Source organism: Corallococcus caeni, from assembly GCF_036245865.1.
In the GTDB taxonomy this organism is placed as follows: domain Bacteria; phylum Myxococcota; class Myxococcia; order Myxococcales; family Myxococcaceae; genus Corallococcus; species Corallococcus caeni.
Window position 1 is genome coordinate 142,451 of record NZ_BTTW01000011.1, and the last position, 13,955, is coordinate 156,405.

The following is a 13,955-nucleotide window of genomic DNA, read 5'->3' on the forward strand; positions in this document are numbered from 1 at the left end:
CGGGCGAAGGCCGCGTCAGGCCAGGAGGTGCGTGCCCGCGTAACGGCGCGAGAAGTGGATCCACCGGCGCTCGTCCACCTCCACCTGCCACTCGCTGTTGGGCGTCAGCGGCAGGCGCTGCTTGAGGAAGCTCTCCAGGTGGTCCGCCGCCTTGAGGGGCGTGAGGCCCGGAGCGCGGAACGCGATGTGGAGCGTCACGTCCAGCGACGGCGCGACGTCCACCGACGCACAGATGCGCAGCGTGCCCACGCGCCGCTGGTACTGGGTGTCCGATGCCGGCCATGTGGAGGAGCCCTCGGGCTGCGGAGGCGCCTGCTCGAGCCAGTTGTCGGGGATCAGGATGAAGTCGAGCAGGTTGCTGCTCGCCTCTTCCACCGTGCCGTGCTCCTGGATGGAAAGCATTGCCCACCTCCGCCAGAGAAGCCGTTGGGGTTGCGTGGAAGCCGTCTTGAAGAATGTGCCCACGAGCCCATGCCACGCAAGGGCCCATGAACATCCGCTTCCCGCCCACACCTCGTTACGCGCGTGCGGGCGGAATGGACGCTAGCGCTTTGGGGTGACACGGCAGGTCGGGTGGTGTGCCGCGCGACCCCGCACGTTGCTCAGGACGCGACGGGGAGGGAGCGGCGGGGCTTGCGCTCCACGGCGGCCTTGAGCTGGCCGCAGCCCGCGTCGATGTCGATGCCACGACGCTGGCGCACCGTGCTGGGCACGCCGTGCGACGTGAGCACGTCCTGGAACGCGCGCACCGCGTCGGGGACGCTGGGCCCGCCGTCATAGCCCACGGTGGGGTTGAGCGGGATGACGTTCACGTGCGCGTCCATCCCGTGCAGCAGCTGGCCCAGCGTGTGCGCGTGCTCCGCGGTGTCGTTGCGGCCGGAGATGAGCGTCCACTCGAAGAAGATGCGGCGCTTGCGCTTCGCCACGTAGTAGCGGCACGCGTCCATCAGCTCGTTGAGCGGCCAGCGGCGGCCCGCGGGCACCAGCGCGGCGCGCTCCGCGTCCGTCGCGCCGTGGAGGCTCACCGCCAACTGCACCGGGCGGGCCTCGTCCGCGAGTCGGACGATGCCGGGCACCACGCCCACGGTGGACAGGGTGATGAAGCGCGGCGCCAGCGCCAGGCCCTTGGGGTCCACGAGGATGTCCACCGCGGCCATCGTGTGCTCGTAGTTGTGCAGGGGCTCGCCCATGCCCATGAGCACGATGTTGCGCAGGCTCTCCCCCTGCGCGCGCAGGACGCGGGTGACGTGGAGCACCTGGCCCACGATCTCGCCCGGCGTCAGGTGGCGCGACAGCCCCATCTGCCCGGTGGCGCAGAACACGCAGCCCATGGCGCACCCGGCCTGCGTGCTCACGCACACGGTGGCGCGGCCCTTGAAGCGCATCAGCACCGTTTCAATGGTCTGCGCGTCGTGCAGGCGCAGCAGCAGCTTGTGGGTGAGCCCGTCGCTGCTGAAGCTCTCGTGGTGCGTGGCCAGCACGCCCAGGTGCGCGCGCTCCTGGAGCACGGCCTGGAGGTCCGGCCGCAGCCCGCTCACGTCGCCTGACGCCGTCACGCCGTCGCGGTACAGGCCCGTCCACACGCGCTCGCGGTATTGGGGGCTGAAGCCCCACTCGGCGAGCCGCGCATCCAGCGCGGAGCGGGGCAGGTCGTAGAGGTTGACGGTGGCGTCCGGCATGACGGGGCCTGGGATAACACACCCGGCGCTGTCGCACCCGGGCCCGCCGGCCTGAAGGGCGGCCAGGAGAGCGCGCGCACGCGGTGGCGGGCCGGGGTTGGGGTGCCCGGGGGCATGGCGGCGTCCAGCGGGTGACACCTCGCGTGCGAGCGTGCCGCGTCGTGCCAATCGTGCAGGGCCTATGGGTCTGGCCATCCAGCAGGAGGAGTTCACGCCGCAGGAGCATGAGCGGTTCGTGGCGCGGCTCGCGGAGAGCCTGGAGGCGCTGCGGCAGGTGCTCCGGCGTCCCGGCTTCGGCGTGGGGCCCGTGACGATGGGCGCGGAGCTGGAGGTGGCGCTGGTGGACGGCGCGGGTTCGCCGCTGCCGGTGAACCAGCAGGTGCTGGCGAAGTCGAAGGACGACCGGCTCACGCTGGAGCTCAACCGCTTCAACATGGAGATGAACCTGCGTCCCTCGCCGCTGGCGGGACGGCCGTTCACGGGGCTCCAGGCCCAGCTGGACGACGTGCTGACGGAGCTCAAGCGCGCGGCGGCGACGGAGGGCGCGCGCGTGGCGGCGGTGGGCATCCTCCCCACGCTGCGGCAGGTGGACCTGGGGAAGAACGCGCTCACGCCGCAGCCGCGCTACCGGGCGCTGGCCACCGCCATCCGCAGGCGGCGCGACGGGCCCTTCCAGGTGGCCATCGCGGGCGACGACACGCTCAACCTCACCTGGGAGGACGTGACGCTGGAGGGGGCGAACACGTCGCTCCAGTTCCACCTGCGCGTGGCTCCGGAGGACTTCGCGCGCGTGTACAACGCCGCGCAGCTGGCCACCGGGCCGGTGCTGGCCGCGTGCGGCAACTCGCCGGTGTTCCTGGGCAAGCGGCTGTGGGAGGAGACGCGCGTGGCCCTCTTCCAGCAGGCCACCGACGACCGCAGCGACAGCGACGAGGCCGCGCACCTGCACCCGCGCGTGACGTTCGGCCACGGCTGGGTGCGCGAGGGCGCGCACGAGCTGTTCGCGGAGGCCGTGGCGCTCTACCCGGCGCTGTTGCCGGTGCTGGGGCAGGAGTCCCCGCTGGAGGTGGTGGCCGCCGGGGGCCTGCCGAAGCTGGAGGAGCTGCGGCTGCACCATGGGACGGTCTGGTCGTGGAACCGGGCCGTCTATGATCCGCACGGAGAAGGCCACCTGCGCATCGAGTTCCGCGCGCTGCCGTCGGGCCCCACCGTGGTGGACATGGTGGCCAACGGCGCGTTCCTGCTGGGGCTGACGCTGGGGCTGGCGGAGCGGGTGGACGCGCTGCTGCCGGCGCTGCCCTTCTGGCAGGCGCGGCGCAACTTCAAGCAGGCGGCGCATCACGGCCTGGGCGCGACGCTGCTGTGGCCGGCGGAGGCCGCGCCCAGCCCCCGGGTGATGCCGGCGGTGGAGCTGGTGAAGCAGCTCTTGCCGGTGGCGCGGCGCGGGCTGGTGGAGGCCGGCGTGGAAGCGGCGGAGGCGGACGGGCTCCTGGACATCATCTCCCGGCGGGTGGCGCTCCAGCGGACCGGGGCGCGCTGGCAGCGGGCCGTGCTGGAGCGGCTGGAGGCGCACATGCCCCGCCAGGACGCGCTGGCGGCCATGCTGGAGCGCTACCTGGAGCTGTCCGAGGAGGGGCTGCCGGTGCACACCTGGCCGGTGGAGCGCTGAGGTTTCCCCAAGCCTGGGGGCCCTTGTCGGGACGGGGCCGTCGCGGTGAATAATCCCGGCATCCTGTCGGTCAGCCTGCGGGGCCATGCGCCTCGCGCTGAAGGGTGCCGTTTCCGTGATTGCCTCCTTGTTCGCTTCGTTCCGCTCCGGCGCTCGCCGGAAGTCCTTCCTCGTGCCTGTGCTGTTGTGCGCGGGCGCGCTCACCGCGTGCTCGACCACCCGGAGCCACGCCAACGACCTGGCGGAGAAGGGCCGCTTCGTCGAGGCGGCCGAGGTCTACGTGAAGCTCGTCAACGACGAGCCCAACAACCCGGAGTATCGCGCGTCGCTGGAGGACCTGCGCTGGCGCGGCCTGTCGCAGCTGCTCACCCAGGCGCGGCAGGCGCGCGTGGAGGGGCGGGACGAGGACGCGGAGGCGAACCTGGAGCAGTTCTTCGCCTACAAGGTGAAGTGGAACTCCAAGCTGGATGGCGGCATGGAGAGCTCGCTGCTGGAGGAGATGGCCGGCACGCACCAGCACCTGCGCCAGCTCATCATCGAACCGGCGAAGCAGGGCCACGCGCTGACGGCGGAGGCGCGCCTGGAGCGCAAGCGCGCGCTGCTGGGCAACCCGGAGATGGCGCCCATCCGCCGCGACATGGAGGAGGCGGTGGCGCAGGGCGGCGCGGCGACGTGCGCGAAGCTGAAGCAGTCGCTGTCCGGCGGCGCGCAGCACTGGACGGAGCTGGTGTCGCGCTACTGCGGCCACTACCAGCAGCCCGCGCCCCGCGCGGGGATGTTCCCGGAGGCGCTGGGGGGGCCCACGTGGCAGGTGTCCGTGGATGGCATCAGCAACGACGTGGTGCAGTACCTGATGTCGCGGCTGTCGGGCGCGTTCGAGGCCTCGCCCTGGTACTCGGAGGCGTCCCAGCGCTCCGTGCCCCTCACCATCGCCGGGAGCCTGAGCGAGCGGCGCATCAGCGAGCCGGTGACGCTGACGGCGCCGTGGACGGAGCGCGTGCCGTACACGGACCACGAGGACCGCACCGCGACGGCGGAGGTGCCGTACTCGGTGGAGGAGTCCTACGAGGAGAAGGGCGTGATGAAGAAGCGCCTGGTCCAGCAGAAGAAGACGGTCGAGTACAAGACGACGGTGGAGGTGACGAAGTACCGCGACGTCTCCCGCTCCTTCGACTACCACGCGCAGCGCCGGGGCGTGGAGTACCACTTCGCGGTGGTGGCCCAGGGCTTCCTCCAGGAGCGCCACGCGCCGCTGGCGGTGAAGGCGGAGCAGTCCCTGGAGGCCTCCGGCTACGAGCACAACATCACCTTCGAGCCCGGCGGCGTGCGCCCGCAGAAGTTCGAGCGCCCCAACAAGGAGGGCTGGCTGGACGGCCAGTTGCGCGGCTACGAGCAGACCTTCTTCGCGTCGCTCCTGTCGCGCTGGCAGGAGTCGTTCTGCAACGCGCCTTCCTTCGCCATCGAGGACGCGGCCCGCTGCGCGCGCGGCGGCGCGGAGCTGCCCGCGCCCGCGAAGCAGGCCCTGCTGGACACGCTGGGCGACGACGCGGCGCAGGTGCACCGGCTGTTCGTCTGGAACTGAAGGCCCGCGGTTCGCGCAGGGCGTGGCCTCAGCCCTCGTCCTCCGCGCCCTTGCGCAGGCCCAGCATGCGGCGCAGCTCGCGCGCGGACTGGCGGCTCACCTCCACCGCGTGGCCCCGCGCCGTGCGCGCCAGGTAGCCGCCCGTCTCCAGCGGCTCCAGCCGCGTCACGTGCGACAGGTTGAGCAGCGCGCGGCGGTGCACCCGGTGGAAGTGCTCCGGGGGCAGCTTGTCCGCCAGTTCGTTCAGCGTGAAGTCGGTGAGGAAGTCGCCCTGCGCGGTGAACACCGTCACCAACTCGTCCTCCAGCGACGCGTGGGAGATGGCGTCCGGCGACACCAGCACCAGGCCCTGCCGCGTCGGGATGGGCAGCCGCGTCAGCGCCGGCTTGTCGGCCACTGGCGCCGCCGGCTGCGCCACGGCCACGGGCTTCACCCGCGCCGGCAGCCGCGCCCGCGCGCGCTCCAGCGCCTTCTGCAACCGCGCCGCCTCCACGGGCTTGAGCACGTAGTCCACCGCGCCGTGCTCGAAGGCGTTCACCGCGTGCTCCGCGTGGGCGGTGCAGAAGATGACATGGGGGCCGCCCTCGGGCAGCAGCGCCATCGCGTCCAGCCCGCTCAGCCCCGGCATGTGGATGTCCAGCAGCACCACGTCCACGCCGCCCGCGCGCACCGCCGCGAGCACCGAGTCCCCATCCACCGCCTCGCCGCAGACGCTCACGTCCGGCAGCGCGGCCAGCAGGCGGGACAGGCGCTTCCGGGCCAGCAGTTCATCGTCGGCGATGAGGACGCGCAGGGGCTCTCTCACGTGAGGACTCCGGGTTGGGGGCCCTGGCGGGGCAGGGTGACGGTGACACGGGTGCGCCCGTCGGCGCTCTCCAGCGACAAGAGGGCGTGGCCGCCGTAGGCCAGCGCCAACCTGCGCTCCACGGTGGGCAGGCCCACGCTGCCCTCGCGCGGACCCCTGGACGCGCCGGGGTTGTCGATGGACACCACCACCGCTCCCTCACGCGCCACCACCTCCACGGTGAGCGGACCCCGGTGGCCGGCCGCCGGGCCGTGCTTCACCGCGTTCTCCGCCAGCGGCAGCAGCAGCAGCGGCGGCACGGGCACGTCCGCGAGCCCGTCCGCCACGTCCATGCGCAGCTGGAACAGGTCCGGGTCGCGCAAGAGGTGCAGGTCGAAGAGCGTGCGCATCAGCTCCAGCTCCTGCGACAGCGGCCAGGTGACGCTGCGCACGCCCGCGAGCACCGAGCGGAGCATCGTGGACAGCCGCAGCACGGCGGCCTCGGCGACGGCGCCGTCCTCGCGGCACCACTCCGCGATGGCGTTCAGCGTGTTGAAGAGGAAGTGCGGATCCAGGTGGCTGCGCAGGGCCAGCAGCTGCGCCTGCTCGGCCTCCCAGGCGAAGCGGGCGGCGCGGGCCCGCTCGTGGGCCAGCGTCTCTTCAAAACCGATGTCTCGCCCCAGCCCCCAGCCCGCGACGAGGAACAAGCCGCCGCAGATGGCCAGGTTGTACGGCTCCGACAGGAAGGTGTCCTGCATGTGCGTGACGCGCGGCAGGGCATAGCCCACCGACAGCACCACGCCGCTGCCCACCGCCGCGTAGAGCAGCAGGCGGATGCCGCCGTGGCTCAGGTCCAGCCCCTCCGGGAACAGCACCCGGTACGACACGGGCGCCACCGCGACGCACAGCAGGCACAGCAAGAGGCCAATCCAGAACGCGCGCGGATCCACGCTCCAGCGCACCTGGGCCGCGAGCAGCGGAAGCGATACCAGGACGATGGGCGCCAGCCGCCACGGCGCGACGAGCGCGCGCAGCGTGGCGCGAACGATGGAGCCTTCCGACGACGTCTCCTGCATGCGGAGGCGGAAGGCTACACCGTCCCGCGTCCTAGCGCTGGGGGACGGGCGCGGGGACCAGGTCCAGGACGAGCGTCCCGGCGAGGACCGCGGGGAAGAAGAGGACGGCGAGCACGAACAGGAGCGGCGAGCGCAGTGAGAACATGGGGGGTTTCTCCAGTGTCCGTGAAACATGCCCACGAACTCTGGCACCGACCCAGGGACCCGCCGGGGAGGGTTGCCCCCGGCCGTCGCGAGTCCGGGGTGAGCGGTCGCTCAGGCGCTCCGGACCGCTCCCGCCGCCTCCCCGCCCAGCGCGTCCGCCAGCCGCGTCGCCTCGCGGATGCAGTCGTTGACGCCCACGCCCCGGTACGCGTTGCCGGTGAGGTGCAGGCCGGGCCAGCGCTTCACCCGCTCGTCCATCGCCGCCAGCCGCTCCAGGTGGCCCACCGTGTACTGCGGAATGCCGCGCGGCCAGCGGATGACCTCCGTCAACTCCGGCGTCGCGGTGAGCCCCGCCATCGCCTTCAGCTCCTCGCGCGCAAGCGCCGCCAGCGCGTCTTCATCCCGGGCCACCACCTCCGGCCGGCGCGCGCCGCCCATCAGACACGTCAAGAGCACCCGCCCGCCCTCCACGCGGAAGGGGAACGTGGTGGAGACGTGGATGGTGCCCAGCATCGCCGTGCCCTCCACCGCCGGCACCAGGAACCCGAACCCGTCCGGCTTCGGAATCGTCCCCGGCGCGAAGCCCAGGTGCACCACGGCGATGGGCGCGTACGGGATGCTGTCCGCCTGCCGCGCCAGCTCCGCGTCCAGCGGACGCAAGAGCGCCGCCGCCACGTGCGCGGGCACCGCCAGCACCACGTGCGACGCGGTCAGCTCCGCGGGCTGGCCGCGCTCCTGGTACCGCACCTTCCAGCCGTCCGCCGTGCGCTCCAGCCCGTCCACCTTCGCGTCCGTGCGCACCGCGCCGCCCAGCGCCTTCGCCAGCGCGTCCACCAGCACGCCCAGGCCGCCGTCGAACGTGCTCATCTGCCCGGTGAGCCCGGGGCCCGCGCCCGCGGCCTTCGCCTGTCGCGCCGCGCGCTGCGCCCGGATGGCGCCCAGGATGAGGCTGCGGTGCTCCCGCTCGAACTTCACGAGCTGCGGGAAGGTGGCCTCCGCGCTCAGCTGCTCCGGGTCCCCCGCGTAGGTGCCCGTCTGCATCGCGTCCAGCAGGACCGAGGTTGCCTCGCGTCCCAGGTGGCGCCGACCCAGCTGGGCCAGGGATTCATCCGAACCCGTAGGGTTGCGCCGGCTGAACAGCTCCCCCACCACCCGCAGGCGGGACGCGAGGGGGAGGATGTCGGATTTCAGGAAGGCCGGCGGCGACGCGGGGAGGGCCCTCAACGCGCCGCGGGTGTATACATAACGGTTTTTTGCCGCCGCATCCGCCGGACGTATGCGTGAAGACACACCGAGCGTCTCCGCCAGTTCACGCGTCGTCGGCTCCCGGTCCAGGAAACTGTTGGGCCCGGCCTCCAGCAAGTAGCCCGAGCGTGCGTGGGTCTGCACGTTTCCGCCCACGCGCGAAGTCGACTCCAGCACCACGGCAGCCGTGCCGCGAGCCCGCAATCGATGGGCCAGGGCCAGGCCGGTGATTCCTCCCCCAATGACCGCGACCGTCATGACGTCTGAACTCCTACCCTTGTCCTGAGGTGAGCAACCCCGGGCGCCTTAGTGCGAAGGCAAGAGCTTTGCCAAGGAGAGCCACCCGGCGCGTTAATAAAGGCATGCGCTATGTCATCACGGGAGCAAGCCGTGGCATCGGTTTCGAATTCGTGCAGCAACTGCTGCGACGGGGGGAAACCGTGGACGCCGGCGTGCGGGCCCCGGAGCTTGCGCGTCGGCTGGAGCCGCTGCTGCTGGAGGCGGGCAACCGCCTGAGGATCCACCCGCTGGACGTCACCCGCGCGGAGAGCGTCCAGGCGTTCGCGGAGCGCGTCTCCCGCGAGCCGGTGGACGTGCTCATCAACAACGCGGGCGTGTCCGGCCTGTGGGTGGGGCTGCACGAGCTGGACTTCGAGGACCTGGCCCGCACCTTCGAGGTGAACGCGCTCGGGCCGCTGCGCATCACCTCCGCGTTGCTGCCCGCGCTGCGGACCGGGGCGGGGCGCAAGGTGGCGCACGTCACGTCGCGCATGGGGTCGCTCTCCAGCAACACGGAGGGCGGCGCGTACGCCTACCGCATGTCCAAGGCCGCGCTGAACATGGGCGTGCGCTCCATGTCCAACGACCTGCGCCGCGAGGGGCTGGCGTGCGTGCTGCTGCATCCGGGTTGGGTGCAGACGGACATGGGCGGGCAGGACGCGCCGCTTCCGCCGGAGGAGTCCGTGCGCGGGATGCTGAGGGTCATCGACAGCATCTCGCTGGAGCACTCCGGCCGGTTCTTCGACTACGAGGGCGCCGAAGTACCCTGGTAGTGGCCTGAGGGATGAGGGCAGTGTTCCCGGGTGAACACCGCCCGGCCCCACGGGGCAGGCAAGCGGCCCTGGGGTGCGAGGCCTTCCCTGGCGCCTGTCTGCCCTCGTCCCCATCTCGTCGCGAGGATGTCTGCGGCGGAGGGGTGGGATGGCGTGGCGGCGGTGGTGGCCCGTGGGGTGGGTGGCGGCGTGTCTCGTGGCGTGCGGTCCGGGCGCCTCCACGCCCAAGCAGGGGCAGGACGCCGTGACGCCGGGTGATGGGCCCTCGACGCCGGTGACGCCTCCGGACGACCCGCCCTCCGAGGAGACGCCCCCGCCCGACGCACCTCCTCCCGACGAGGAGCCCCCTCCCGACGAGACGGCGGAGGAGCCGCCACCGGAGGAGGAGGAGTCCCCGGTGCTGACGGCCTGCGCGCCGGAGCCCGCGGCGGACGCCTCCCTCCCCGAAGCCGAGCGCACCGCCCGGCATGACTACGCCTGCACCGGCATCGCGCTGGAGGGCTCGCTGGTCTCCACGGCGGGCACGCCGGTCGCGGACGCCGTGGTGAAGGTGGGGGACGCGCAGGCGCGCACGGACAAGGCCGGCCACTTCCGCTTCCCCGTGCTGCCCCGTCACAACCGGCTGCTCACGGTGGACGCGGAGGGCTTCCGCCCGGCGGTGGTCGCGGTGGAGCTGCGGCGGAGCCTGACGGAGAAGCGCGTGACGCTGCCGCCGGTGCGCCTGTCTCCGAGGGACGGCGTGCGGATGCTCTTCGCGGGCGACGTGTCGCTGGGCCGGCGCTTCCTGGATCCGGACGACACCACGCCGCGCAACCAGATGCCCCAGGACGACCCGGCGGCGCTCATCCGCGTGTCGGATCCGCTGCCGGGCACGAAGGCCGTCTTCACGCACGTGCGGCCCTACTTCCAGGCGGCGGACTTCCGCGCCGTGAACCTGGAGACGCCGGTGACGGACCACCCGTCCACGCCCCACGACGAGAAGGCCTATGCCTTCTTCACGCTGCCCGGCTCCATGCCCGCGCTGCCGTGGCTGGGCGTGGACTACGTGAGCCTGGGCAACAACCACGTCTACGACTACCTGGCGCCGGGGCTGAGCGACACGCTCTCGCACGTGGCCGCGACGGGCATGGCCTTCAGCGGCGCGGGCCAGAACGAGGATGCGGCCTTCGTGCCGGCGCGCGTGCCGCTCGCGGGCGCGAACTACAGCCTCGTGTCCATGTGCTCCATCACCGGCAGCGCGCACGAACAGCAGTACGTCGCGGGCCCCAACCAGGGCGGCGCGGCGGACGCGCGGAACATGACGCGGGTGTCCGCGCTGCTGGGCGCGGAGCGGGCGCAGGGGCGCGTGCCGGTGGCGCTGCTGCACACCGGCGTCGAGTACAGCGTCCGGCCCTCCACCCCGACGGCGCAGCGGATGCGCGACCTGGTGGACGCGGGCGCGGGGCTGGTCATCGCGCACCACCCGCACATCCCGCAGGGCTTCGCGCGCCACGAGGGCGTGCTGATGGCGCAGTCGCTGGGCAACTTCGCCTTCGACCAGGACCGCCTGGAGACGATGGTGGGCCTGATGGCGGAGGTGGAGGCCACGGGCGCGCGCGTGGACCGCGCCCGCGCGGTGCCCGTCTACATCGAGGACTACCGCCCCCGGCCCGTCGCGGGCGACCTGGCGGAGAGCTTCCTGCGCAACCTGGCGGAGTTGTCCCGCGAGGGTGGCGTGGAGCTGGTGCCCCAGCCCTCATGGGGCGAGCTGCTCCCGGAAGACCGGCACGCGGCGGTGAGCGAGCGCACCGTGGACGTGCCCGTGACGGTGGACGTGAGCGGCCGCGCCACGGTGGACCTGCGGCCCCTGCGCCATCAGGGGGAGTCCGTCGCGGTGGCCTCGCTCACGGGCGCGGCGGAGGGCACGGCCGTGAAGCTCAAGGCCGGGCGCGACGTGCTGCTGCACGGCGACTTCGAGGACCACGACGTGGACGACGACGCCAACGAGGCGCCGCGCTGGAGCGTGGGCCCGAATGCCGGCTACGTCTGCCAGGACGGTCCGCACCGGGGCGCCGCGGCCCTCTGTCAGCGCCGGGCGTCGGGCGAGCGGAGCGCGGCGGTGAAGCTGGTCAACCGCTTCCGTCCGCCGGGCTTCGCGGAAGGCCCGCCCAACCGCGACCTCACGGCGGTGGCGTGGCTGAAGGGGCAGGGCGGCGGCGCCTTCTCCGCGAAGGTGCAGTACCTGCCCGTGGAGTCCTACACCCTCTTCGGCGAGCAGACGGTGCTGCGCCACGACGGCGGCACCTACGACTGGACGCTGGTGGCGGAGGACCTGCACTTCCCCGCCGACCCGCCGAGGCCGGACCTGTGGAACGCGCCGTGGGCGCTGGACCTGACGCTCACCACCGCGCCCCCGAAGTCCGGGCAGGGCGTGACGGCGGTGGACGACCTGGCGCTGGTGGCCTGGGAGAAGCAGGCCACGGGCGGAACGCTCACGCAGCAGACGCCGCACGCGAGGGACTTCGTGCGGGTGGAGGCCCCGGCGGGCACGTACACGCTGCGAGTCACCTTCCGCGAGCACCGCGTGCCCTGATCATCCCCCGAGCGTCCCCAGAGCTTCAGGGGAAGAGCAGCTGCGTCTTCCAGCCCGCGCCGTCGCGCAGGTACAGGTTGCGCTCGTGCAGCCGGCTGGGGCGGCTGTGCCAGAACTCGATGCGGTCCGGCACCACGCGGAAGCCGCTCCAGTGCGGCGGCCGCTCCACGGGGCGGCCCTGGAAGCGCGCCTCCACCTCCGCCACGCGCTGATCCAACAGCTCGCGCGAGGGCAGTTCCTCGCTCTGGAGGCTGGCCCACGCGCCAATCTGGCTGCCGCGCGCGCGGCTCTGGAAGTACGCGTCGGCTTCCGCGTCCGTCACCTGCTCCACGCGGCCCTCGATGCGCACCTGCTGCTCCAGGGGCTGCCAGTGGAAGCACAGCGCCGCGAACGGGTGCGCGCGGAGCTGACGCCCCTTGCGGCTGTGGAAGTTGGTGAAGAAGACGAAGCCCCGCGCATCGAAGTCCTTGAGCAGCACCACGCGTGAGCTGGGGCGGCCCTGGTCGTCCACGGTCGCCACGACCATGGCGTTGGGGTCCACGGGAATTGCGGCCTTCGCCTGGGCGAAGAGGTCCGCGAAGCGCTGGATGGGGTCGGCAGGGATATTCGTCACGCGGCGCACCATAGGAAACACGGCCCCGGCGCGCACGTTCGCGGTTGACTCCCTGTCGGGACTCGCACGCAATGGCGGGCCTCATGAAGATCCTCTTCATCGCCTCGGAGGTCACCCCCTTCTCGAAGACGGGGGGACTGGGCGACGTGGCCGGGGCCCTGCCCACGGCGCTCGCCAGCCTGGGGCACGACGTGAAGATCGTCACGCCCCGCTACCAGGACGTGCGCAACGCCGGACAGCTGTTGCCCACCGGGCAGTCCCTGGTGCTGCGCTTCCCCTTCGGTGAGACGGGCGGCCCCATCCTGTCCGCGCGCCTCACCGAACGCCTGGAGGTCCTCTTCCTGGAGAACGAGGCCTTCTACGGCGGCCGCAAGGGCTTCTACGGCGACGCGGCCGGCGAGTTCCAGGACAACCCCCGCCGCTTCGCCTACCTGTGCGTGGGCGCGCTCCAGGCCGCGCAGCGGCTGCGCTTCTTCCCGGACATCATCCACCTGCACGACTGGCAGACGGGGCTCGTCCCGGTGGCGCTGCGCCGCGGCTTCGGGGGCACGCCGCTCGCGAAGGCGAAGTGCGTCTTCACCATCCACAACCTGGCCTACCAGGGGCACTTCCCCAAGCGGACCATGGACGACCTGGGGCTGCCCTGGGACCTGTTCACCCCGGAGGGCGTGGAGTTCTACGACCAGGTCAACTTCCTCAAGGCGGGGCTCGTCTACTCCGAGGCGCTCACCACCGTGTCGCCCACCTACGCGCGGGAGATTCAAACGGCGGAGCAGGGCTACGGGCTGGATGGCCTCCTACGCCGCCGCTCGCACGCGCTCACCGGCATCATCAACGGCATCGACGCGCACGAGTGGAACCCCCGGACGGACGCCTTCCTGCCGGCGCGCTACGGCCCGGACGACATGACGGGCAAGGCCGTGTGCAAGCGCGCCCTCCTGGAGCGCTTCGGCCTGCCCACGGAAGGCAACGCGCCGGTGTTCGGCATCGTCAGCCGGCTGGCGTGGCAGAAGGGCGTGGACCTGCTGCTGGAGACGCTGCCCGCGGCGCTCCAGGCGGACCTGAAGTTCGTGGCGGTGGGCAACGGCGAGCCCGGCCTGGAGGACGGCCTGCGCGCGCTGCGGGCCCGCTACCCGAAGCAGGTGGGCGTGCACATCGGGTTCGACCCGGAATTGTCACACCTGGTGGAGGCGGGGGCGGACTTCTTCCTCATGCCCAGCCGCTATGAGCCGTGCGGCCTGAACCAGATGTATTCCCTGCGCTACGGCACGGTGCCCATCGTCCGGGCCACGGGCGGGCTGGTGGACACGGTGGAGGGGGGGCTGGACGGCAACGGCGTCCTCTTCGAGTCCTTCCACCGCTCGGCGCTCCTGGCCGCCATCCGCCGGGCGCTCTCCCTGTACGCGGACCCCGCACGGCTGGGGGACTTCCAGGTGCGGGGGATGGGGAAGGACTTCTCCTGGGCCGCGTCCGCCCGGAAGTACGAGGCCCTCTTCTCCTCCCTGGTGGAGGAATAGTGGGGCCCCTTCCGGATCCGCG

11 protein-coding genes are annotated in these 13,955 nt (G+C 72.3%); 5 read left to right on the forward strand and 6 right to left on the reverse strand.

Features of this window, described 5'->3' with window-relative positions; genetic code table 11:
- Positions 1–15: 15 nt before the first annotated feature.
- Positions 16–402: a hypothetical protein gene (locus tag AABA78_RS34855; protein WP_171419480.1), complete on the reverse strand. Its 387-nt coding sequence runs from the start codon at positions 400–402 to the stop codon at positions 16–18.
- A gap of 200 nt (positions 403–602) precedes the next feature.
- Positions 603–1,679, reverse strand: a complete 1,077-nt coding sequence (gene rlmN, locus AABA78_RS34860; RefSeq protein WP_338269792.1) for a dual-specificity RNA methyltransferase RlmN — start codon at positions 1,677–1,679, stop codon at positions 603–605.
- Positions 1,680–1,860: 181 nt separating this feature from the next.
- On the opposite strand from rlmN, the gene AABA78_RS34865 reads away from it, so the two are divergent.
- Together AABA78_RS34865 and AABA78_RS34870 are read left to right on the forward strand one after the other, a co-directional pair.
- Complete coding sequence (locus AABA78_RS34865; RefSeq protein WP_338269793.1) at positions 1,861–3,348, forward strand: glutamate-cysteine ligase family protein; 1,488 nt, start codon at positions 1,861–1,863, stop codon at positions 3,346–3,348.
- Between the two features lie 115 nt (positions 3,349–3,463).
- Positions 3,464–4,930, forward strand: coding sequence for a hypothetical protein (locus AABA78_RS34870; RefSeq protein WP_338269794.1), 1,467 nt, complete (start codon positions 3,464–3,466; stop codon positions 4,928–4,930).
- Between the two features lie 28 nt (positions 4,931–4,958).
- Here the strand turns inward: AABA78_RS34870 and AABA78_RS34875 are convergent, their stop codons facing one another.
- The 3 genes from AABA78_RS34875 to hemG all read right to left on the reverse strand — a co-directional run bounded on the left by AABA78_RS34875 (position 4,959) and on the right by hemG (position 8,437).
- Positions 4,959–5,735, reverse strand: a complete 777-nt coding sequence (locus AABA78_RS34875) for a LytR/AlgR family response regulator transcription factor (protein ID WP_338269795.1) — start codon at positions 5,733–5,735, stop codon at positions 4,959–4,961.
- Complete coding sequence (locus tag AABA78_RS34880; protein ID WP_338269796.1) at positions 5,732–6,790, reverse strand: sensor histidine kinase; 1,059 nt, start codon at positions 6,788–6,790, stop codon at positions 5,732–5,734. Before AABA78_RS34880 ends, AABA78_RS34875 begins: the two co-directional genes overlap by 4 nt.
- Before the next feature lie 255 nt (positions 6,791–7,045).
- Positions 7,046–8,437, reverse strand: a complete 1,392-nt coding sequence (gene hemG / locus AABA78_RS34885; protein ID WP_338269797.1) for a protoporphyrinogen oxidase — start codon at positions 8,435–8,437, stop codon at positions 7,046–7,048.
- A gap of 104 nt (positions 8,438–8,541) precedes the next feature.
- Between hemG and AABA78_RS34890 the strand changes: the two genes are divergently transcribed.
- The gene (locus AABA78_RS34890; protein WP_338269798.1) at positions 8,542–9,231 is read left to right on the forward strand and encodes an SDR family oxidoreductase; all 690 of its coding nucleotides are present in this window, start codon (positions 8,542–8,544) and stop codon (positions 9,229–9,231) included.
- A 148-nt stretch (positions 9,232–9,379) separates the two neighbouring features.
- Positions 9,380–11,803: a CapA family protein gene (locus AABA78_RS34895; protein ID WP_338269799.1), complete on the forward strand. Its 2,424-nt coding sequence runs from the start codon at positions 9,380–9,382 to the stop codon at positions 11,801–11,803.
- 25 nt (positions 11,804–11,828) lie between these two features.
- Here the strand turns inward: AABA78_RS34895 and pdxH are convergent, their stop codons facing one another.
- Positions 11,829–12,428 (reverse strand): pyridoxamine 5'-phosphate oxidase, encoded by a 600-nt coding sequence (gene pdxH, locus AABA78_RS34900; protein ID WP_338269800.1) that lies wholly within the window; start codon positions 12,426–12,428, stop codon positions 11,829–11,831.
- Between the two features lie 71 nt (positions 12,429–12,499).
- Between pdxH and glgA the strand changes: the two genes are divergently transcribed.
- Positions 12,500–13,933: a glycogen synthase GlgA gene (glgA, locus tag AABA78_RS34905; protein WP_338269801.1), complete on the forward strand. Its 1,434-nt coding sequence runs from the start codon at positions 12,500–12,502 to the stop codon at positions 13,931–13,933.
- The last annotated feature ends 22 nt before the right edge of the window (positions 13,934–13,955 follow it).